At 38.6% G+C, this 22,801-nt stretch carries 19 protein-coding genes; 11 read left to right on the top strand and 8 right to left on the bottom strand.

All coding sequences use genetic code 11. The features are described from left to right. Positions 1-157: 157 nt before the first annotated feature. Positions 158-793 (top strand): LuxR C-terminal-related transcriptional regulator, encoded by a 636-nt coding sequence (locus ACSBFT_RS22775; RefSeq protein ID WP_489602565.1) that lies wholly within the window; start codon positions 158-160, stop codon positions 791-793. Between the two features lie 128 nt (positions 794-921). On the opposite strand, the gene clpB is transcribed toward ACSBFT_RS22775, so the two are convergent. Further along, positions 922-3,546 (bottom strand): ATP-dependent chaperone ClpB, encoded by a 2,625-nt coding sequence (gene clpB / locus ACSBFT_RS22770; RefSeq protein ID WP_489602564.1) that lies wholly within the window; start codon positions 3,544-3,546, stop codon positions 922-924. 246 nt (positions 3,547-3,792) lie between these two features. Between clpB and ACSBFT_RS22765 the strand changes: the two genes are divergently transcribed. Beyond that, a complete protein-coding gene (locus tag ACSBFT_RS22765; RefSeq protein ID WP_489602563.1) occupies positions 3,793-4,581 on the top strand; it encodes a 2-oxo acid dehydrogenase subunit E2 in 789 nt (262 codons plus the stop codon). Between the two features lie 11 nt (positions 4,582-4,592). On the opposite strand, the gene ACSBFT_RS22760 is transcribed toward ACSBFT_RS22765, so the two are convergent. Next, positions 4,593-5,378: an enoyl-CoA hydratase/isomerase family protein gene (locus ACSBFT_RS22760; RefSeq protein ID WP_489602562.1), complete on the bottom strand. Its 786-nt coding sequence runs from the start codon at positions 5,376-5,378 to the stop codon at positions 4,593-4,595. A gap of 171 nt (positions 5,379-5,549) precedes the next feature. Between ACSBFT_RS22760 and ACSBFT_RS22755 the strand changes: the two genes are divergently transcribed. Both ACSBFT_RS22755 and ACSBFT_RS22750 read left to right on the top strand, forming a co-directional pair. Then, complete coding sequence (locus ACSBFT_RS22755; protein WP_463045997.1) at positions 5,550-7,496, top strand: KUP/HAK/KT family potassium transporter; 1,947 nt, start codon at positions 5,550-5,552, stop codon at positions 7,494-7,496. 114 nt (positions 7,497-7,610) lie between these two features. Next, a complete protein-coding gene (locus ACSBFT_RS22750) occupies positions 7,611-8,675 on the top strand; it encodes an NAD-dependent epimerase/dehydratase family protein (protein WP_489602561.1) in 1,065 nt (354 codons plus the stop codon). A gap of 70 nt (positions 8,676-8,745) precedes the next feature. On the opposite strand, the gene ACSBFT_RS22745 is transcribed toward ACSBFT_RS22750, so the two are convergent. Next, entirely contained in the window at positions 8,746-8,868 is a 123-nt protein-coding gene (locus tag ACSBFT_RS22745) for a hypothetical protein (protein ID WP_463045999.1), read from the bottom strand. 252 nt (positions 8,869-9,120) lie between these two features. Between ACSBFT_RS22745 and rsgA the strand changes: the two genes are divergently transcribed. From rsgA to ACSBFT_RS22730, 3 genes are all read left to right on the top strand, one after another. Beyond that, positions 9,121-10,053, top strand: coding sequence for a ribosome small subunit-dependent GTPase A (gene rsgA, locus ACSBFT_RS22740; protein ID WP_463046000.1), 933 nt, complete (start codon positions 9,121-9,123; stop codon positions 10,051-10,053). A 259-nt stretch (positions 10,054-10,312) separates the two neighbouring features. Beyond that, positions 10,313-10,981, top strand: coding sequence for a GNAT family N-acetyltransferase (locus tag ACSBFT_RS22735; RefSeq protein ID WP_489602560.1), 669 nt, complete (start codon positions 10,313-10,315; stop codon positions 10,979-10,981). A gap of 25 nt (positions 10,982-11,006) precedes the next feature. Beyond that, positions 11,007-11,897, top strand: a complete 891-nt coding sequence (locus tag ACSBFT_RS22730; protein WP_489602559.1) for a DMT family transporter — start codon at positions 11,007-11,009, stop codon at positions 11,895-11,897. Between the two features lie 43 nt (positions 11,898-11,940). Here ACSBFT_RS22730 and ACSBFT_RS22725 read toward each other — a convergent pair whose 3' ends face one another. Both ACSBFT_RS22725 and ACSBFT_RS22720 read right to left on the bottom strand, forming a co-directional pair. Next, the gene (locus ACSBFT_RS22725; protein WP_463046003.1) at positions 11,941-12,186 is read right to left on the bottom strand and encodes a type B 50S ribosomal protein L31; all 246 of its coding nucleotides are present in this window, start codon (positions 12,184-12,186) and stop codon (positions 11,941-11,943) included. Positions 12,187-12,330: 144 nt separating this feature from the next. Further along, complete coding sequence (locus ACSBFT_RS22720; protein ID WP_489602558.1) at positions 12,331-13,413, bottom strand: aminotransferase class V-fold PLP-dependent enzyme; 1,083 nt, start codon at positions 13,411-13,413, stop codon at positions 12,331-12,333. Between the two features lie 18 nt (positions 13,414-13,431). On the opposite strand from ACSBFT_RS22720, the gene ACSBFT_RS22715 reads away from it, so the two are divergent. From ACSBFT_RS22715 to tatC, 4 genes are all read left to right on the top strand, one after another. Then, positions 13,432-13,563: a hypothetical protein gene (locus ACSBFT_RS22715; RefSeq protein WP_489602557.1), complete on the top strand. Its 132-nt coding sequence runs from the start codon at positions 13,432-13,434 to the stop codon at positions 13,561-13,563. 82 nt (positions 13,564-13,645) lie between these two features. After that, entirely contained in the window at positions 13,646-14,188 is a 543-nt protein-coding gene (locus ACSBFT_RS22710) for a DUF4494 domain-containing protein (protein WP_463046006.1), read from the top strand. A gap of 116 nt (positions 14,189-14,304) precedes the next feature. Next, on the top strand, positions 14,305-15,588 hold the full coding sequence (gene glyA / locus ACSBFT_RS22705) for a serine hydroxymethyltransferase (protein WP_489602556.1): 1,284 nt from the start codon (positions 14,305-14,307) through the stop codon (positions 15,586-15,588). 92 nt (positions 15,589-15,680) lie between these two features. Further along, on the top strand, positions 15,681-16,547 hold the full coding sequence (gene tatC / locus ACSBFT_RS22700) for a twin-arginine translocase subunit TatC (RefSeq protein WP_463046008.1): 867 nt from the start codon (positions 15,681-15,683) through the stop codon (positions 16,545-16,547). Between the two features lie 519 nt (positions 16,548-17,066). Here the strand turns inward: tatC and ACSBFT_RS22695 are convergent. Genes ACSBFT_RS22695 through ACSBFT_RS22685 form a run of 3 tightly spaced genes read right to left on the bottom strand, consistent with a single transcriptional unit; the run spans position 17,067 to position 22,683 of the window. Then, positions 17,067-18,383: a TolC family protein gene (locus ACSBFT_RS22695; protein ID WP_489602555.1), complete on the bottom strand. Its 1,317-nt coding sequence runs from the start codon at positions 18,381-18,383 to the stop codon at positions 17,067-17,069. Continuing rightward, positions 18,376-21,564 carry an efflux RND transporter permease subunit gene (locus ACSBFT_RS22690; RefSeq protein ID WP_489602554.1) on the bottom strand — a complete coding sequence of 1,063 codons (3,189 nt, stop codon included), beginning with the start codon at positions 21,562-21,564 and terminating at the stop codon, positions 18,376-18,378. Before ACSBFT_RS22690 ends, ACSBFT_RS22695 begins: the two co-directional genes overlap by 8 nt. A gap of 6 nt (positions 21,565-21,570) precedes the next feature. Then, positions 21,571-22,683 carry an efflux RND transporter periplasmic adaptor subunit gene (locus ACSBFT_RS22685; RefSeq protein ID WP_489602553.1) on the bottom strand — a complete coding sequence of 371 codons (1,113 nt, stop codon included), beginning with the start codon at positions 22,681-22,683 and terminating at the stop codon, positions 21,571-21,573. Positions 22,684-22,801: the final 118 nt, after the last annotated feature.

The raw sequence follows: 22,801 nt of genomic DNA, 5'->3' as shown, positions 1-22,801 counted from the left end.
TTTCCACTGCTTTAGGGCAAGCGTGAGTTGGAAGCCATTTTTTGTACTTACCGAATAATAAATATGACTTAAAATATTTGACTATGAGTACGAATATAAGTTTCTTGTATATGAAATGTAAGTATACCTCTCCATGTAAGCCAAAAAGAAAACTAAAATGACATCATTAATAACCACTAAAATACTGGTTTTAAGTAATCAGTTATTGTACACCGAAGCCCTCAAAAGTCTACTTGAATCTCAAAAAATATTTACTGCTGAGGGCATCTCCATATCAAACCCAAACTTTGATAATATTTTATCTAATTCAAGTCCACAGCTTATACTTATGGACGCCAATGGTATGGGTCAAAATATCTGGGATCTGCTTCATAAAATTCATAAGAACCTTCCGCTAGTAAAAATCATTATGCTGGCAAACAGCAATGAGCCCGTTTACTTGGACTTCGCAAAAAAGAATGGTGCATCAGGGTTTATTCTTAAATCCTCTCCATTAGAACTACTCTTGGCAGCTATAAAAATCATTCAAAATGGAAGTCAGTTCTTTGATACTGGAGATTTTAGTTACCCAAACAAAAAAAACACTTCAAGCTTAGAAAAAAAGTATAATCTCAGTAAACGAGAAATGGAAGTTATCACCTTAATTAGCTATGGTAGCTCCACCAAGACCATAGCGGAGCAGCTTGATTTAAGTTTCCATACCATAGAAGCACACCGAAAAAACATCTATAGAAAGCTGAACATTAATAAAATAACACAATTGCTCAATCTTTATTCCGAGTTTAAAACCTGATGCTCTATGGTTATTAGGAAGTATTATACCTGAATTATCAATGGGTCCGATGTCACAAGTTATAACACAAAAAAACCGCCTCAGAAACTGAGACGGCTTTAATCATCTATTCAATCCTAACCATTTCTTTATAAAACCTCGGTGTTTATCAAGTTTTCAAAAACTATAGCTCCATTGGCTCCTAGTTCCATCATAATCACCGCATCTTTATCTATTTCGTTTGCCAATATTTTCTTGGACAACTCATTGAGTACCATTCTTTGAATCACTCTTTTTAGAGGTCTAGCACCATAAACTGGGTCAAAACCGTCTTCTCCAAGTTTATCTAACACCTCCACTGTGGCGTCAAGCGTAATGCCTTGCTCCGCCAATCTATCTTTTATGCCTTTAAACTGTATTTCTACAATCTGGCGAATGTTAGACTTACTTAGTGGATCAAAAAGTACTATTTCATCTATCCTGTTTAAAAACTCTGGTCTTACAGAAATCTTCAACAAATCCATCACGCCTTCCTTTGCTTCCTGCTTATAATACGTAGCCCAAGCAGATTCGTCACCTTTGGTCTCCAAATATTTTTCTTGGATAATCTGAGAACCAATGTTAGAGGTCATGATAATAATGGTATTCTTGAAATTGGCCACCCTACCCTTATTGTCTGTTAACCTTCCATCGTCTAGCACCTGCAGCAATACATTCCATACATCTGGGTGAGCCTTTTCTATCTCATCTAAAAGTATCACAGAATATGGCTTACGTCTAACCGCCTCAGTCAGCTGACCACCTTCTTCATAGCCCACATATCCTGGAGGGGCTCCCACTAGTCTACTTACCGCATGTCTTTCCTGATACTCACTCATATCTATCCTTACCATGGCGGTATCGTCATTGAAAAGATACTGTGCCAGCGTTCTCGCCAATTCTGTTTTCCCTACACCGGTTGTTCCTAAAAACAAGAAGCTACCAATCGGTTTTTTTGGGTCTTGCATTCCTGCTCTCGATCTCCTCACGGCATCTGCCACCAATTCTATGGCTTCCTCTTGCCCTGCTACTCTTTTCTTCAATTCATCTTCCAAATGAAGTAATTTCTCTCTATCACTTTGAAGCATTTTAGAAACCGGTATTCCTGTCCATTTCCCTACCACCTCTGCAATGTCTTCGGAAGTCACTTCTTCGTTGATAAGGCCATCTTCTCCAGCTTTATGGTTAGCCGCTAGTTCTTTTAATTTTTCTTCGGATTGAGGAATTTTTCCATATCTAATTTCTGCTACTTTACCGAAATCTCCAGAACGCTCCGCCTGCTCTGCTTGGAATCTTAATTGATCAATCTGCTCTTTTAAAACTCTTATCTCGTCTACCTTACCTTTTTCGTTCTCCCATTGAGCTTTGTAGGTATTGAACTTTTGATTCAGCTCCGCCAATTCCTTGGAAAGAACGGCTTCCTTTTCTTTATCTTTTTCTCTCCTAATGGCTTCCCTTTCAATTTCAAGTTGCATGATTCTTCTTCTAAGCTCATCCATTTCTTCTGGCATAGAATCCATTTCTAGTCTTAGTTTTGATGCCGCCTCATCCATTAAGTCAATGGCTTTATCTGGTAAAAACCTATCCGAAATATATCTGTTAGAAAGCTCCACGGCAGATATAACGGCATCATCCTGAATTCTAACGCCATGGTGAACCTCGTACTTTTCCTTGATACCTCTCAGAATAGATATGGCATCCACTACATTGGGCTCGTCCACCACCACAGACTGAAAACGTCTTTCTAGTGCTTTATCCTTTTCTATATGTTTTTGATACTCTTTTAAAGTAGTGGCTCCGATAGCATGTAGCTCTCCTCTGGCCAATGCAGGCTTAAGCAGATTGGCCGCATCCATGGCTCCTTCTCCGCCACCAGCTCCTACCAGCGTATGAATCTCATCGATGAACAAAATTATCTCACCATCCGAATCGGTTACTTCTTTAATAACCGCCTTTAATCTTTCTTCAAACTCTCCTTTATATTTAGCTCCTGCCACCAAAAGTCCCATATCTAACGATACCAAAGTTTTAGATTTCAAGTTTTCAGGAACATCTCCCTGAACTATCCTTTGAGCTAAACCTTCCACAATGGCTGTTTTACCCACACCTGGCTCACCAAGAAGGAGCGGATTATTTTTGGTTCTTCTAGACAAAATCTGAAGCACACGTCTTATCTCCTCGTCACGCCCTATCACTGGGTCTATCTTTCCTTTCTGTGCCTGCTCGTTCAGGTTGATGCTGTACCTAGACAGGGCTTGATATTTATTTTCTGCGTTTTGATCTTTCACTGGGTTATCTTTTCCTCTTAATTCTTTAATTGCCTTTTCTATTCCTTTTTCCACAAAGCCCTGCTTTTTTAACAACTGAGCCACTTTATCTTTACCACTCGCCAAAGCCAGGTAAAGCATTTCTACACTGACAAACTCATCACCAAACGTCTTTATTTTTTTCTGTGCCTCCGACAATACCGACGACAATTCGTTGCCTAAATAAGGTTGTCCTCCTGCCCCGCTCACTTTTGGATATCCATCTATCAAAGATTCCAATTCATTTGAAAGGGTTATTTCTTGTACCCCTAATTTATTAAACAAATAAGAAGAGGTGTTGGGGTCTTGGTCTATAAGGGCTTTTAATAAATGGCCAGGCTCCACAACCTGCTGTTGATTTCCTTGGGCAATTTGAACCGCCTGCTGAATAACTTCTTGTGCCTTTATGGTATATTGATTTAAATTCATGGTTGTTGATTGTCTATTATTTTATGTTCTAACCTAAAATTCTATTCCAATGACTTGGTTTAGGTTTCGTTTTCTTATTAACTAACGGTCAAAAAGTATGCGAGAGGCCATAATCGGAAAACATGTCACATAAAACCCTCATTATCAACACAAAAGAAGCCACTATGTCAGCCTCGCTAATTTCCAATATTCAAAATGAGGTCAAACTGACTGATTTCCGAATTAGAAAGCAAATCCTATTTTTGCATGATGCAAGACCTCAATAACGATTGGCGTAAAACCGCCAGCACCCTTTATAAGAAACCCGAAGATTCCAAAATCCTTGGCTCCGTGGAATTAGACATCACGGAACTTCAGGAATATATTCAAAGAAAAAGGAAAGAAGGTCTTAAAATTACTTTAACCCATTTCTTTACCTTGGCTACCGCACGAGCTATAAAAGAAAGGCTCCCAGAACTCAACACCTTTATCAAAAGAGGAAACGTGAAATCTTACGAAGAAATCAATGCGACCGTTAGCGTGCTTCTAAGAGAAAACGAAATGGGTTCGGTTAAAGTCAATAAAGTAGACCAACTCAATTTTACTGATTTAGTACCGCTACTAAAAGTGAAAATTGCGGAGGCTAAATCTGGAACAGAGAATGGCACCATGCAATTCAAAAAGACCATGGCATCTATTCCATGGCCCCTTAGAGGTTTGTTTTATTGGTTAATCAGAAAAATGCTGGTCGACTGGGGTATATCTATCGGTGGTCTATCGGCCAATAATATGGGCTCCTATATTGTCTCCAATATTGGCAGTTTGGGTCTTGACAATGGCTATCCCGCCTTGTTTCCTGCTACCAATGTATCCTTTGTACTCATTATGGGTGGTGTAAAAGAAGCAGCTTTGGTGGTGGATAAGGAAATTAAGATAAGAACGGTTATTACGCTTTCTGCAGCTCTGGATCACCGTGTGGTAGACGCCTCTCATGCAGGTATTCTTTTCAAGTATTATAAATACATTGTAAAGCACCCCGAACTGCTAGAAAAATAACTTGGGGTCATTTACTTCCCTTTAAAAGCAGGCTTTCTCTTCTCCACGAAAGCGGTAACACCTTCTACGAAATCCTCACTTTCCCCACAAGCTGTTTGAGCCTCGGCTTCCAAAGACAAGACTTCTTTTAGGTTGGAATAAAGACTTTGGTTTAAAACCTTTTTCATTTCACCTATTGCAAAAGTAGCGGCATTTCTATAATAATTAAGTAAGCCATCAACTGCCTCGTCCAGTTGTAATTTTGGTACTGACTTACTCACTAAACCTAATTCCAAGGCTTCTGGCATATAAACTTTCCGCCCTGTACTACAAATCTCAAACGCCTTTTGCGTACCTATCATTCTTGGCAGAAAAAACATAGAACCCGCATCCGGCATGAGGCCTATTTCCACAAAAAGCTCCGACACATAGGCATCTTCATCTGCTATTATTAAATCACACGCCAAGGCTAAAGACATTCCTGCCCCAGCCGCTACACCATTCATTTTACATATAACTGGTTTTGGGCATTCTCTTAAAGCGAAAATAACGGGCTCATAATTTTCTTTCAGTGTTTCTCCTAACGGTTTTTCTACACTAATAGCTCCCTCTTTTAAATCTGCTCCAGAACAGAAGGCCTTATCGCCAGAACCTGTTAACACCACCGCTCTTATCTCTGTGTCTGCTGATGCCTGTTTTACAGCTATCGCCAATTCTTTTAAAAGTCCTCCATTCAGTGCATTAAAGACTTCTGGCCTTTGAAGTGTGATAAAGCAAACGCTATTTTCACAACCAACTTTAAGGTATTTGTAATTCATTATTTGATGATGCGTTTTTTATATTTAGGCAAATTAGTGAAAATAGTCTAGGAACAAATCAATGTTTTATTTGTAGAATTTTAACATATGTTTATCAATCCGAACTAATTTTCAGAAATTGTCGCCGCCATCTATGCTCTTTTAAATTTGTAGAGGGCAAATCAAGAAGTAATGGAGCAAAAAAGTAATCTTGACAAAATTTCAGCCGCAGGTCTACTCGTGGCCATGGGAATCATTTACGGAGACATAGGGACTTCTCCCTTGTATGTAATGAAAGCCATAATTGGTAACAGCCCCATCTCTGAAGAACTCGTTCTTGGTGGCGTTTCGTGTGTTTTTTGGACACTTACCCTTATTACCACGGTTAAATATGTCATGCTCATATTAAGGGCAGATAATAATGGTGAAGGTGGTACGCTAGCCCTATACGCTTTAGTAAGGCGACATGCCAAATGGCTCACTATTCCTACCATGATAGGTGGAGCTGCTCTGCTGGCCGACGGCATCATTGCCCCTCCTATTTCGGTTTCCTCTGCCATTGAAGGTCTAGAAATTTTATATCCAGACATACAGACCATCCCCATTGTCATTGCCATTTTAACACTCCTTTTTGTCATTCAAATCTTTGGCACCAAGGTTGTTGGTTACGCTTTTGGACCCGTTATGGCGGTATGGTTTACCATGCTGGCCATCTTAGGCATTATAGCCATAGTGCAGTTCCCATCTGTTTTAAGGGCCGTAAATCCTTACTACGCCTTTAATCTATTGGTTCATTACCCTGGAGGTTTTTGGCTACTTGGAGCGGTATTTTTATGTACCACAGGAGCAGAAGCTCTATACTCCGACTTAGGTCACTGCGGAAGAGGTAATATTAGAATTAGCTGGGTTTATGTTAAGATATGTTTGCTCCTAAATTATTTCGGGCAGTCTGCTTGGTTACTCCTTCACCTCGGCGAAAAGCTTGGGGACAGAAAACCTTTCTTTCAACTCATGCCAGAATGGTTTATTTTGCCTGGAATATGTATCGCCACCTTGGCCACAATCATTGCCAGTCAAGCCATGATAAGCGGTTCGTTTAGTTTAATCTCCGCTGCCATCAGATTGAACTTCTGGCCAAAAGTAAAAATCCACTATCCTTCAAACGAAAGAGGTCAACTATATATACCAAGCACCAACATACTCCTTTATATTGGCTGTATTGCCGTGGTGTTATTCTTTAAGCGTTCAGAAAACATGGAGGCGGCATATGGACTTTCCATTACCATTACCATGCTCATGGACACCATTATGATGACCTATTTCCTCTATACGCATAGAAGTAATAAGGCTTTGGTATTCCTTTTCTTAATCGTTTTCTTAGCCATTGAATCAGCTTTCCTTTATGCCAATTTGGAGAAATTCCCATACGGAGGCTGGGTCTCTATACTCATCAGTGGGCTACTGGTTTCCGTCATGTATATTTGGCTGAAAGCCCATGAAATCAAACTGAGACTTACGGTCTATTATAAACTAGATAAATACCTGGAATCTTTAAAGGAGCTTTCAAAAGATATCACTGTTCCGAAGTATACCACACACCTTATTTTTATGAGTAATGCCTCTCGTGAAAGTGAAATAGAGTCTAAAATCATTTACTCCATCTTCCAAAAAAGACCAAAACGTGCCGATGTATATTGGTTTGTGCATGTGGACACCACAGATCAGCCAAACACACTGGAATATAAAATAAAGCAATGTGCCCAAGATGACGTTTATAAAGTAACCTTTAGGCTAGGCTTTAGAGTCCCACATAAAATCAACCTTTACTTTAGACACGTGTTGGAAGAGATGGTAAAAAATGCTCAGGTCGACATCAGAAGTAGGTATGAGTCTTTGAATAAACATAATGTAATCGGTGATTTTAGATTTGTGGTTTTGAAGAAATTCTTATCCTACAATAACGATTTACCATTTTGGGAAAATCTGGTTATGAAGGCCTATTTCTTCATCAAACAATACACCATGTCCGAAGAAACGTGGTTTGGCTTAGATTCTTCTTCCGTAAAAATTGAACATGTTCCTCTCATTATAAAACCAGTTGAAAACATTCCTTTAAAGGAAATTCCGTGGGAAGACTAATAGTTTATATAATCATTTGAAAACTTAATAATCCATATTTTTAAATAATTATAGCCTGTCAAATGGTAATTTTGCCTAAAGACATACTATTTATTGACAATCATACATTACTAAATGACAATATTAATTACTGGCGGTGCCGGATTTGTGGGTTCTTCGTTGGCCCTAGAGCTAAAAAGCAACTATCCTACTTATCACATTATTTGTCTAGATAACCTCAGAAGAAAAGGCTCCGAACTTAACGTTTCAAGATTGTCGAAAGCTGGGATAGAATTTGTTCACGGAGACATCAGAAATAAAGAGGATTTTGACGCACTTCCAAATGTAGATTTTGTCATAGAAGCATCTGCTGAGCCTTCTGTTATGGCGGGTCTAAACGGCGGAACTCCAGATTACTTAATGAACACCAATTTATTTGGAACAGTAAACTGCTTGAATTATGCGGTGAAGTCCAAAGCGGCTTTTATCTTTCTTTCAACGAGCAGAATATACCCAATAAAAACCATTGAAACGTTAGAATTCAATGAGGAAGAAACGCGTTTTGCTCTTTCGGAAAACCAAAAAGTAACAGGCGTTTCAGAGAAAGGTATTGCTGAAAACTTCCCTTTAGAAGGTGCCCGCTCACTTTATGGTACCACCAAGTTAGCCTCTGAACTTATCATACAAGAGTATAATGAGTTCTACGGCTTAAAAACCATCACCAATAGATGTGGTGTTTTAACTGGTCCGTGGCAAATGGGCAAGGTAGATCAAGGTGTTATGGTGCTCTGGATAGCGAAGCATTACTTTGAAAAGAAATTGTCTTTCATTGGTTACGAAGGAACGGGTAAGCAAACAAGAGATATGCTTCATGTAAAAGACCTTTATAGACTTATTGACTGGCAGATGCACCACATTGATGAGATAAACGGTGAAACCTATAATGTAGGCGGTGGCGTAGAAGTAAGTACTTCTCTTCAGGAACTCACAAAAATTTGTCAAGAAGTTACGGGTAAAACCATACCTATAGACAAGGTGTTGGAAAACAGACCTGCGGATATTAAATTATATGTAACAGACAACACCAAGGTAACGGAAAGAACGGGCTGGAAGCCAGAAATTGGAATCAAACAAATCGTAGAAGAAATTACCGACTGGATAGCCGAAAACGAGGAAAACCTGAGACCAATCTTAAGTTAAAATTGAGCACAGGTATCTCTAGACAAGGTATTGCCAAAAGTTTAATAATACATAAGAAGAGTAATTCAAATTACTTCCAATATGGTTTATTATTTCCTTGGGTAGTAGAAGTTTTTACTTTTTTGCCACTAATACTGGCTACCACTACACTTACTGCCAAGGCAGCGATTCCGAATAATACGCTCTTTTTCATTTTGTTTAAATTTAGCTGTTATTAAGTTGTATTTGTTAAGACTTTCGATAGACTAAAATAACCAAGTAAACTGTTATTTTGTTGCCTTATTTCTTAAAATTATCTTAAAATCTGATTTAACGGTAAGAAATTTATTTTCCGTATCGTATTTAATCTTACTAATTAGTGTATTGACACAATTTATGCCAATTTTAAGGCTCACTTCGGGCATTATTTCTAAGCTCATTTTGAATTATTAAGAAAATTTTAAGTTTGAAAAACATTAAAGGAAAAGTCTGGAGATCAACAGGGTCTTGGTACGAGGTCCGAAAAGAAGACGGCACCACCATTAGATGTCGACTGAAAGGTAAATTCAAAATCAAGGGATTAAAAGTGACCAATCCGCTTGCCGTAGGCGATGATGTGGTTTTTGAGATGGAGGAAAAAGCTACGGACCTTGGCGTTATACATGAAATTGTACCACGGAGAAATTACATGATCAGGAAATCTGTGCATAAAACTGCACACGGACATCTGATAGCCTGTAATATAGACCAAGCCATTATGGTGGTCACGCTAAACTTCCCGAAAACATCTCTAGGCTTTATTGATAGATTTTTAGTTTCTGCTGAAGCCTTTCGTATTCCTGCGGTATTAATTTTCAATAAGAAAGACCTACTAGATGAAGTAACGGCAGCCTATCAAGCAGAAATAATGGAAATGTATGAGGGTATAGGGTATCCATGCTACAGCATATCTGCATTAAAAGGAGATAATTTAGAGCAAATTGACGCACTCATAGAAAATAAAACCTCCTTGATTTCTGGACATTCTGGTGTAGGGAAATCTGAGTTAATTAACAAACTCGTTCCAGATTTACAACAAGCCACCTCAGAGGTTTCTACTTTTGCAAACAAAGGGGTGCATACCACCACCTTTGCAGAGATGTTTGAAGCCAAGCCAAACGCCTATATTATTGACAGTCCTGGCATTAAGGAATTGGGGCTTATGGAAATGAAAAATCAAGAAATCAGTCATTACTTTCCTGAAATGAGAGCCCTGCTGGGGCAATGCAAATTTAATAACTGCGAGCACACCAACGAGCCTCATTGTAGGATAAAAGAGGCCGTAACCGAGGAATTGATAGCCGAAAGCCGCTATGTGAGCTATTTGAGCATGTTAGAAAACTACGATAACCGCCGTTGATGAACTTTTTGATCTAAAAGTTTATTTTAAATAAAAGCTTAAATATTGTTGATCTTTTTCAATAGCTATATATTTGCGGCGTTTAAGGATTAATGATACAAATAAAACTTCCCATATCGCCTACCCGACGAATGAGGTCCGCAAGGACCCAAGTAGGAAGTATAAGCACCTTTCCGAGGTGAACCTTCTGCCCGTAGGAAATCAATTACATTACACTTAGGATACAGCGTCTCCGGCCGAGAGGGTAAGCCCCTCACAAATGACGATGAAAGTTTTAGAAAAAACGTTTTACAAAGAATTTATAGTTCAAGTAGCTACCGCTGAACACGAAAAGTGGGCAGTGAAAATTACCGACGAAATGGCCAGCAGTGCTGCAGCCAGAGGAACCGGTATAGCTAGACGATCGCCAGAATATATTATCTCTAAAATGCAGGAAGGGAAGGCCATTATTGCTCTTACGAAAGACAATGAATGGGCTGGCTTCTGTTATATAGAAACATGGGAACATGGTAGGTTTGTGGCTAACTCTGGCTTAATAGTTCTCCCAGAGCACCGGAAAAGTGGTGTAGCCACTGCCATTAAAGCTAAAGCATTTAGGCTTTCTAGACACAAATACCCAGAAGCCAACCTGATTGGACTTACCACCAGCATGGCGGTTATGAAGATAAACTCAGAGTTAGGATACGAACCCGTGCCATTTAGCGAGCTCCCAAAGGACGATGCTTTTTGGAAAGGCTGTAGCAGCTGTGTAAACTATGATATTTTAACGCGTACCAACAGGTCACACTGCTTGTGCACAGGTATGAAATACAATGCCAGAGAGCCTAAAAACGAGAAGAAAGAGAAATGGGAGTTTGTAAAAGAATCATCTCTTTATGAAAAATGGCTAAGTATGAAGCAAAGAATCCTTCTCAAAAAGAAGAGTTAGTTATTTTAAAACATCGTTTTATCTTATGCCGGCTCTTAAATCAGACTTCTTAAAGCTACACGGCATAGTGATATTGCTGGGGCTCACTGCCATTTTGGGTAAACTCATCAGTGTACCCACTATTCCTATTGTATTTTATAGAACACTACTGGCTTCGGCGGCTTTCGCTGTTTTATTTTACCTAAAAAAGGGTCTTAAAGTAAACCGGAAAGAAGCCATATATATGCTCTTTGTAGGTGGTATTTTAGGCTTGCATTGGTTTTGCTTTTTTGGCTCTGCTAGGTTATCTACGGTTTCTCTTAGTCTGGTCACATTTTCTACCACCTCTTTCTTTACCAGCATTATAGAACCCTTGAGTAAAAAACAGGCTATCAGTAAAAAAGAGCTTTTTCTTGGCCTTTTGGTGATTTCTGGAATGGCTATGATTTTCAGTTTTGAGCGTGAGCATACTTTAGCCATTCTTGTGGGCCTATTAGGCTCTATTCTCTCTTCTATATACTCCGTAGCCAATGTTCATCTTAGTAAAAGACATACGGCCATCAGTATTAACTTCTTTCAACTGAGCGGTGCTTTCATCATCACAGCTGTGGTCTTGTGCTATCAATTAAGTACGGGAGCGGCAGACCTCAGTCATCTAAGACTAAAGCAAACAGACCTAATCTATTTCTTTATACTCAGTTTTGTTTGCACGGTATATCCTTACCTAGAGCTTATTCGTCTGTTTCGTAAGATATCTGCGTTTTCTGTTAACCTCGCCGTCAACATGGAACCTATCTATGGTATTTTGTTGGCTTGGGTCATCTTTGGTGAATCTGAGAAAATGACAAATGGATTTTATTGGGGAGCAGGATTTATCATCGCTTCCTTACTATTAAACTTTTACTGGAACACTAAAAAGCCTTCCCTATCTGAATAATTTCAGTAGAGAAGGCTCTTAATAATTCTTCTTAATAGAAGGATTATTTCATACCGTAACGTTTCTTGAACTTGTCAACACGTCCTGCAGTATCTAATAATACGTTTTTACCTGTGTAAAAAGGGTGAGACTTAGAGCTAACCTCAACTTTACAAACTGGGTACTCTTTGCCATCTTCCCATACAATGGTTTCTTTGGCCTCTACACAAGAACGAGATATGAATTTGTCGTCTGAAGAAAGATCCCAGAAAACCACTTCTCTATAATTTGGATGAATGTCTTTTTGCATTACTATATATCTTTAAAAACAAATATTTTCCTAAATGGGCTGCAAAGATAATAAATCTTTAACTATTTAAAAAACTATCACTTAAGGTTTTCGGAAAAATATAGGGGTATCTTAAGTTAAATAGGTTTGAAGTCCTAATTTGACCTAAAATAATTCGTCCACCGTGCTCAATAATAAATCGATGTGTTCTTCTGAAGTAGCAATGAAATTCGCAATCCTAATTTGAGATTCCTTTTTAGGACCATAACCACTGCCTACTATTAAACCCCTCTCCTTCAAAACGTTAATCACATCCCCAGAGGGTACCTCTGTATTGATAACTGCTACCGTTCTAGATCTGTGCTCTTCTTTTTCCACTCCAATAGAAAAGCCTTCCTTCTGCTCAAAATAGTTATAAATCTTTTTGGCTTTTAAATCGGTTAACTTTTGAAGATTAACTCTTCCTATTTTGTTCATGTCTTCAGCCACTCTACCCAAAAGGTAAATGCCCAAGACATTCGGCGTAGCAGGAGTTTGAAACTCCTTGCTTTGACTCCATAAATCTGGCAAGGTATGATGTGCTCCGTTGCCGTGTTTCTCTTGAATCTTTATGGACCTTTCCAAACATGCTTCATTGGCTATCCAAACACCTAAGCCTGCTGGCAATCCAAAAGACTTTTGAATGGAAAAGTAGGCTGTATCTATCAGGGATAAATCTATGTCTGGGATAGGAGCAGAAGAAACCATATCTACGGCCACCAGCTTTTTCAGGTTACTTCTTTTAAGTTTATGAATATCCGCTTCACGCATTTGAACTCCTGTACTGGTTTCGTTCTGCGTAGTGGCTATCAATTCTGCATATTCTGGTACTGTTATTTCTCCATATGAAAAACCTTCTCCCATAGGCTTTTCAAATTTATGTGCATGCCTTCCCACGGCTGTGGCATAACTATGAAACTTCTTAGAAAAAGAGCCGTTAACCAAATGAAAAGTCTCCAGCTCGGTGCAGTTTAAAAGAATTCTCTCCCAAATTTCGGAAGCGGAGCCCGTAAACATCACCGCATTTTCTGCAGGTATTGCTAAAAGCTCTCTAAGCTGCTCATCTGTATGCTGATAAATCTTTTTAAAAGCAGCACTTCTATGAGAAATAGAACCAAACTGATTTTTTACAAAATCTTGAAGAAACGCTTCAAATTTAGGGTACAATTCAGATGGACCCGGGGTGAAAAATATTTTTTCTCTAGACATTCTTTAAACTGAAAATGAATGGCAAAAATAGAGGAAAGAAACATGAAATTCAATTCAATTCGCATTGAAGCTAGATGTAACACGCATTATGGAAAAGCTATCCTATCAAACAGCCTGTCTTATCTTAGCAATACCTCACTAAAACTATAAACTTAAAACCTATTTACCGCTTCTTTTTGAAACCGATACCTTAGTTTTGCACCTTCATTTTTCATACTAGAAAATCTATATTATGCTGACTTCTTGGTTCCAAGTAAAAATAAAATTTCAGGAAATTGCCGAAGGCGATAAAGTAAAAAACGTTACAGAAGCGTATCTTTTTGATGCCGTTTCCTACACAGACGCAGAAACCAGAGGGTATCAGTATCTGGCGGGAGGTCGTCAAGACTTCCAACTTTTCTCTATTAATAAAATGAAATTGGTAGAAGTTTTCATGCAAGAAAACGGTGCTGAAGTATGGTTTAAATGCCGTGTGCAGTATATCATTTTTGATGAGAAAACGAAGCAAGAGAAAAAGACGGCAGTAAGCATGCTTATTAACGCTCAAAATATCAAAGAAGCTTATGAATCTTTGGCAGAGAGATTGGGCTCTGTTGATGATTATATAATTTCTGACATTAACGCAACCAAAATTTTAGAGGTGGTGCCTTATGAGCAAACGCCAGAACAAATTTTATCGCAGGGAAACTTCAAACCTATGAATGAAGTAGTTTCTACAGACAATGAGCCTTCTGATGCCGCCTTAGTCGCTGAGGAAGAGAACCTAGAAGAATAGATAAATTCTCTTTTTCTTAGTAAAAGAGACACAATATTTCAGGTTCTTAGCATCAATAAAGTATTTTTGCAATCTATTTCATAGTGAATTTATTATAACATCAAATTTTTGTTTTAATGGCTACTTCAATTTCAAGAGATAACACCATTTTTGACCTTATCAATAAGGAGCATAACAGACAGCTTCATGGCATTGAGCTTATTGCCTCTGAGAACTTTGTTTCTCCGCAGGTTATGGAAGCTACCGGCAGTGTTTTAACTAATAAATATGCGGAAGGCCTTCCAGGCAAACGTTATTATGGTGGCTGCGAGGTGGTGGATGAAATTGAGACCCTAGCCATAGACAGACTTAAAGAACTTTTTGGCCTTACTTGGGCTAATGTTCAGCCGCATTCTGGAGCACAAGCAAATACAGCCGTATTTTTAGCTTGTTTAAATCCAGGTGATAAAATCTTAGGTTTTGACCTTTCTCATGGTGGACACCTTTCTCACGGTTCTAAAGTAAATATCTCTGGTAAATATTTTGAACCACATTTTTACGGTGTAGAAAGAGAAACGGGCCTAATTGACTGGGATAAGGTAGAGCAAAAAGCTTTGGCTGAAAAACCTAAAATGATGATTTGTGGTGCTTCTGCTTATTCTAGAGATTGGGATTATGCCAGACTTAGAAACATTGCCGATAAAATAGGTGCTATACTGTTAGCAGATATTTCTCATCCAGCAGGTATGATTGCCAAAGGACTTTTGGCAGACCCTTTTGACCATTGTCATATTGTAACCACTACGACGCACAAAACCTTAAGAGGTACACGTGGGGGTGTGATTATGATGCGTAATGATTTCGAGAATCCTTTCGGAGTTACTACGATGAAAGGTAAAATAAGAACCATGTCTTCTCTTTTAGATTCTGGTGTATTCCCTGGAACTCAAGGTGGGCCACTAGAGCACGCTATAGCAGGTAAAGCCGTTGCTTTTGGCGAAGCCCTTACAGACCAGTATAAAGATTATGTGATACAAGTTCAAAAGAACGCCAAAGTAATGGCAGAGGAGTTTGTGAAGAAAGGATACAAAGTTATCTCTGGAGGAACAGACAACCACTTAGCCTTAATAGATCTAAGGCCTAAAGGTATTACTGGAAAATTAGCGGAGAATACACTCATCAAAGCAGATATTACGGTGAATAAAAACATGGTGCCTTTTGACGAAGCCGCGGCTATGACCACCAGTGGCATGCGAGTAGGTACTGCCGCTATGACCACCAGAGGTTTGAAAGAAAATGACTTTGTAAGGGTAGTGGAATTGGTAGATAGAGTTTTGACCAACCATGACAATGACACCGTCATTACCTCCGTAAGAGGAGAGATAAATGAATGGATGAAAAACTATCCACTCTTCCAATAATAAACTTTTATCGAATCAATGTATTTAAAACCTTGTTGACTTTTACGTCAACAAGGTTTTTTGTTTAAATTTGACGGACTCAAATAAAGAAAATGGCTTTAGATCAATCTCCAGAAATAGACTACGACGACGAAGACGACGAATTAGAAGGTGATGGTACAGAAATGACCTTCATAGAACATTTAGAAGCCCTTAGGTGGCATTTAATAAGAGCTATTGTAGCGATACTTGTTTTCATGATAGGGGCCTGGTTTTCTATGGGCTTTATCTTTAACAAAATAATATTAGGCCCCGCTAAGCCAGAATTTTGGACTTACAGGAAGCTTTGTGAAATAGGCGACCTAGTGGGCATTCCAAGTTTATGCGTGGATAAACTCAACTTCTCTTTAATGAGTCGTGAGGTTTCTGGGCAATTTATGATGGCTTTGACTGCCTCCGCTATCATCGGCCTCTTGTTCGCTTTTCCTTATATTTTCTGGGAAATATGGCGATTTATAAAGCCTGGACTTAAGTTTACCGAAAAGAAAGCGAGCCGTGGGGCAGTGTTTTTTGTCACACTTTTGTTCTTTATGGGTATCTTATTTGGATATTATATTGTGGCTCCTTTTGCCATCAACTTCCTTGTAAACTTTCAGATAGACCCAAGTATAGAAAACCAGTTTGACATACAGTCTTATATAGGCGTGTTGGCCACTTTAACTTTAGCTTGCGGCATTACCTTTCAGTTACCTATGGCCATCTTTGTTTTGACCAAGGTGGGCGTAGTAACTCCAAAATTCTTAAGAGAATACAGAAAGCACGCTATTGTGGTTTTACTTATTGTAGCCGCAATTATTACGCCTTCTCCTGATATGATTTCTCAAATATTGGTTGCCATACCACTTTATATACTTTATGAAGTAAGTGTACTGGTGTCTCAAAAAGAGCATAAAAGAATGGAGAAAGAGTCCGCTAAATAAGCTACTTAAAAGTAAGATTTATCAAAATATCTAAAAAGCCTTTGAGAGCACTCAAAGGCTTTTTTTTATGGATCTTCAAGGTGGATTGCAATCTTAAACACCAATAAATGAATCGTTTGTCCTGACTTTGACTTGGCTTCTAAAATCTCAGTCACCGTGCCAAAATCACGCCAAACAAATGAGCTGTTCTATCCTTATTCCCTATTAAACCGGATTATGCATTGGGAAATCGTAATGAGTTTTAAAGTGCAATAAATCAGACAATTAAAGGGAATTAGCATAGCGTTTTCCTTGAGCTTATGCCGAAGGGCTATGGTGATTGAGTTTAAATGAGTTTACGGCTGCACTGAGCCTGACGAAGTAAACTGATTTTAAGCATTAGGCAATCTCCCGATAGCTATCGGGAGATTGCCTAATGCTTAAAGCGGGTTAAATGCTGTAATGTACATTCTGCAAAAAAAAATCACCATGACTAATTCATGATGACTTTCTTTAACCATTACCTTGGGAAAACATTTCTTAATATATCGCTTCCTGAATTTTACCAGCAATACTGTAAACCTGAAGTTCGCTTAATTTGGCGTTGAATTTTGCTCTGTTTTGAGAAGTAAGAGCATTGATAAGATTTGACTGAGCCTGACGAAATTCTATATTCGTTATTTGACGTAGTTTATATTTCTCTTCAGACCGCTCAAAATTCAGTTTGTTGGTCACCACGTTTTGCTCCAGAGCTTTCCATATGGTCAATCTGTTTTGATAATCGCTCCATGCATTTTCAAAGTCTCTTCTAATTTGCTGATAAGCCAAATCAAAATTCAGTTGTGTATTCAGCTGATTAATTTTGGCATTTTGCTCTTGCACTCTTCTTCTACCACCATCAAAAACAGACCAATTCAAACTTAAACCACCGGTAAAACCATTTGAATTTGCCCTATCTAAAAATGAAGCGGAGTTGTTTTGAGACCTATTAAAACCATAATCACCATTAAGACTTACCGTAGGAAGCCTGGAAGTGGTTGTCAATCTTTGGTCAATCTCACTAAGCTTTATATCCGACGCCGCCAATAGCAAATTGACATTGGAGGTTCTCAAGCCTTCCAGAAAATCTTTCTTGTTTAATATTGGGGCAAAAATCACATCTGTTTCTACTTCGAAATCATTGGTGATATCACTGTTTAAAACAAAATTTAAATTATGGACAGCATTACTTAAAAGCTGCTGTTGGTCTAATAAAGCAATACTATCTGTATTAACATCGACTTCTGCATTTGAAATATCCAGTAAAGTAACCGCACTGTATTCATAGGATACTTTTGCTCTGGCTAATCTTTCTTTTGAAATACTTAAAATCTCTTGTAAGTTTTCATAATCCAGCTCTATTCGAGCTATTTCATAGTAGGCATTAAAAAGCTGTAAAAGCACGCTTTCCAGAGCCACCCTGGCATTCAGTTGCGTAGCAGTAAGACTCTGTAAATTCCTTTCTAGATTATACTGTCTATTAAAACCATCAAACAACACATAATTAATTCCCACACCGGTGTTGGCACTATTAGACGCTGCAAAATTAAGCTGGGCTTCTCTCCCATCCTGAAAAACAGTATTGGTGTTGTCCAGATTAAAATTAGCCCCGGCCGTAGCAGTTACGGTAGGTTTAAAACCCAGATTATCTCTGGAGGCACTACCTTCAGCTACACTGATGTTATTATTGGCAATTTTGATGTTAAAATTTTTCTCGAGAGCCATCTCCACTGCTTTTTCCTTCGTTAGTAATAGCTGAGAGTGGGCGTTAAAACAACTGAAAAAAGTTACTAATATGATAAATCCTTTACTACGCATGAATTTCATTTTTTTGTTCAATTACCGCTCTTTCTACTTCCTCTTTGGTGATGTCTCTGCCTGTAAGAAGCCATTTAAAACCTACCTTCAAACTGTTACTGGTAGATAATAAAATCGGTAAAAATAATAAGGTAAGCACAGTGGCAATGCCTATACCGTAAGCGATACTAATGGCCATTGGAATTAAAAATTGGGCTTGTCTACTGGTTTCTAGAATAAGTGGAGCCAAACCTGCTATGGTAGTAAGCGATGTTAAGAAAATAGCTCTAAACCTGGAAGAGCCTGCCTCTACCAGAGCTTCATCAAAGGGCATACCCTCTTTCAAGAAACTATTAAACTTCCCTATCAGCACCAGGCCGTCATTCACCATAATTCCGATGAGGGCAATGATACCCAAAGCGGAAAGTATATTGATAGGGAAATCATGCAGCCAGTGACCCCAAGCAATGCCTATTAAGGCTAGTGGAATCATAATTAACAATAAGAAAGGCTGGCCATAAGACCTAAAAGTAAAGGCTATAGTAGCATACATTAAGAAAAGAACAATAGGAATCACAAGTGCCGCCGACTTCGCTAGTTTGTCAGATTCTCTATTTTGTCCTTCATACAGTGCCGTAACCGTAGGGTATTTAGCCAGAAGCTCCGGTACTACATTATCCTTTAAATCTTGAAGAGCATCTGTGGCAGAGGCTTTGCTATCTCTTAAATCTGCAGAAACCTGAATTTCTCTTCTGCCATCCAAGTGGTTAATTGCTATTTCTCCCCTTTCTATGCTATAATCTGCTATTTCCTTAAAAGCCACTCTCTGCCCATCTGGTGTTAAAATTTTCATTTTATCCAGACTGTTGATGCTAGAACGGTTTTCTAAATCATACCTCACCCAAACTTTGATTTCATCTTGTCCACGCTGAAAACGTTGAGCTTGAAAGCCAAAAAATGCACTCCTGACCTGCGACATCACGTCTTGCGTATTTAAACCTAAGGGAAAAGCACTTTGCTTTAACTTGATTTTTATCTCTTTAATACCTTTAGGGTCATTGTCAGAAATATCTTTCAAGGTAGGATTATTGGACATGGTGGCTTTCAGCTCTTCCTTGGCACTTTTGAGCTCATTAATATTGCTTCCTAATAAAGAAACTGAAACAGGGCTTCCTCCAAAATTTCCACCAGAGCCAAAAGTCAACAGTTCGGTACCATACACCGGTCCTACCCTATCTCTGATGTCATTGGCTATTTCTATAGAAGAAGACAATCGTTTCTCTCCCGGAAGTAAATTGATAGTTAAACCTCCATTGGCAGAGCCAGCACCTATCTTTTTAATAATATTTTGAAAAACCTCATCTCCCGTTCCTTGAGCATCTGTGTATTCTTTACCCACCTCCCAAGCTTTCTCTTCTATTATAGATAAAATAGAATCTGTGATAGCCACATTGGTTCCTTCCTCCATTTTTAGCGTAATGCTAATTCTATCTGACGCAACATTAGGGAAGAAAGTAGTTCTAATAATACCTCCATTTATGGCTCCAAATGTCAAAATCAAAAGACCAATAAAAACAGCCGCCATTAAGAATTTATATGCCAAGCCAAACCTCAATACAGGCATGTACACTTTATTTCTCAAAAAGTTAATAAACGCTTCTCCGAACTTATTGATGTAACGTAGTTTGGAGAAAACTAAACCTAATCCACTTTTAGTCTTGCTTTCCACTTGTGGTTCCAATGCCTTAGAATGTGCCAAGTGAGCTGGTAAAATAATAAGTGCTTCAAATAGGGAAACCGTAAGCGTAAGAATAACGATGATAGAAACTTCGCCGAAAAACTCTCCTATCCTACTGTCTAAAAACAAGAAGGTTCCGAAAGCCAATAAGGTGGTAATAATGGCAGACACAATAGGCGGTATCACTTCCAGCGTACCATCAATGGCCGCATCTATCTTACTCTTGCCCTTTTCATAATGGTTATAGATATTCTCAGCTATCACTATACCATCATCCACCAAAATACCGATAACGATGATCATCCCAAAAAGGGAAAGCACGTTAATGGTCACATTAAAAAACGAAGCGAAAATAAACATCCCTAAGAAGGAAATGGGTAAACCCGCAGCTACCCAAAATGCCAATCTGGTATTTAAAAATAAAGACAAAAACACCAGTACCAGTAACATTCCAATCGCGGCATTTTCTGCCAAAAGCTCCGTTCTTTGGTTCAATGTAATGGAAGCATCGCTTAAAACAGCCAGCTGCACATTTTCATTATTGGCATTGAAAGTTGCTATGTAATCTTTAATATTATCTGCTGAAGTGACCAAGTCCTCGTCATTGGTATTACTAATTGCAATATTCACCGCAAGACTACCATTATAATAACTGGAATTTGGCGTTTCGGAAAACCTATCACTTACATCTGCTATTTCTCTAAGGCGAATCACTTTACCGTTAGGATTACTCCTAACAATTAACTTGTCGAGGTCATTGGCATTATAAGTTCTACCATTTGCTCTAATCAAATATTCTTCTTGTGATGTTTTGATGTTACCCCCAGTCACTAAGATGTTTTCCCTTGAAACCGCCTGAGCCACTTCCTGAAAGGTGATGCCATAAGCTAACATATCCTTTTCTCTTAAAGCAATTTCAATTTCCTCGTCTGGATATCCTGTAAGCTCTACTTGTGAAATACCATCAATGGCTCTAAGGTCGTTTTCAATACCCCTGGCGATGGTTTTTAAAGTTTTTAGAGGCAGGTTTTGACCTGTAACCGCAAAATTTATGGTTTCTCTTATATTCTCCGTTTTCTCCACCACTAGTGGTTCCATCCCACTGGGAAATGACGGTACCCTATCCACGGCGTTTTTAACCTCCGCTAGAATGATATTAATATCTCTACCCTTTTCTATTTCCACCACTACAGAACCCGAACTCTCTCTAGACACAGAGGTCACCCTGTCAATACCCACCAAGCCTTTAAGGTTATCTTCAATCTTGAGCACGACCCCTTCCTCTATTTCTTGAGGAGAAGCCCCAGGGTAAATAGCAGAAATGGTTATAATCCTTGACTCTACTAAAGGGAAATAAGAAGACTTAAGACTTTTAATACCAATTATCCCGAAAATGACAAAAGCGGCTATAATTACATTGACTGCTACAGGGTATTTGATAAAATACGCTATTACTTTTCTCATCTAAACTTAATCTTTTGAAACTTTAACAATCATGCCATCATAAGCACCTGGTAATGGTTTACTTAGCAGTATAGAGCCATCCATTAAGCCTCTTACCATTACTTTTTTATCTGAAAGATGTACCACCTGAACAGGTTGAGTACTTAAAATGGAGTCGTTTTCTATAATAAAAACGGTATTATCTCCAGATAATAAGGAGCGGTCAATCTCCAATACATTACTTTCAGTATTGGCCATAACAGAAGCCTCTAGAAACATTCCTTCTGTAAGGTTACTTCCGCTTATCTGAATGTAAGCTTGAACCGTTTGAGTGGTAGGATCTATAACCCCATTAATTCTTTTCACAAATCCCTTCCAAGTGTGCTCTCCGTTTAGATCTTTCACATCTACCCGCTTGCCAACCTTTAAGAATTTAAGGTTTTCGGCATTGATGTTAGCCTCCAGCTCAAAAACAGAAGGATTAATAAATGAACCCAATTTCTGACCCGTTCTTATCAGCGTTCCGGGATCTACCAGAGCTTCAGTAAGTATACCACCGAAAGGAGCATATATCTTATACTTGGTTAGTCTCTCCTCCAAATTTTTAATGGAATAATAAGTAGATACAATCTGCTTGGCATTGATAAAGTATTTCTCCTTCTCATTTACTGCTTCTGGCAATTTCTTGACCGTTTTCTGGATATCAAACTGATCTAGATAAGACTGCCAGTGCTGAAAAGACTCTGGTAAGTCAAATTTCAAATCAGGCATTATAGAAACAATGTTATTATAAAGCACACTTCTTTGAGCCACCAAACTAGAATAAAACTCCTGAGAATCCATTTCTAATAATAGCTCACCTTTGGCATATCGCTGGCCTGGCTTGAAAGCTGTTTTGGAAGGTTTAAAAACACCCCCAACCTCCGAGAAAAGTTCAATTCTCTCTTGAGCTCTAATGGTACCGTTGGTTTCAATAAAAACAGGGGTGTCTTTATTGGCAACTACGTCTGCATAAACGGTGTTGGTGGTTTTTTGATTTTTGCCTCTAGGGGCTTGTTTACTGTCTGCTATTTCCTGAGAAAGAAAGTAGGCTCCGATGAGTAAAACCAAGCCTAAAATAATACTAACAATTAGTCTCATTTAGTTTTTTGAGTGATGATAAAATTTAAGCAACTGCCGACCTAAATGCATCTCGGATGATTCAGACAGTTGTCTCTATATTATCAAAGGTCTTATTTTTAAGTTAAAAAAAGCGAAC

This window comes from Arcticibacterium sp. SM2516 (genome assembly GCF_057914865.1).
Note: the sequence above shows the minus strand (reverse complement) of the source record. Positions and strands in the feature narration are given on the sequence as shown.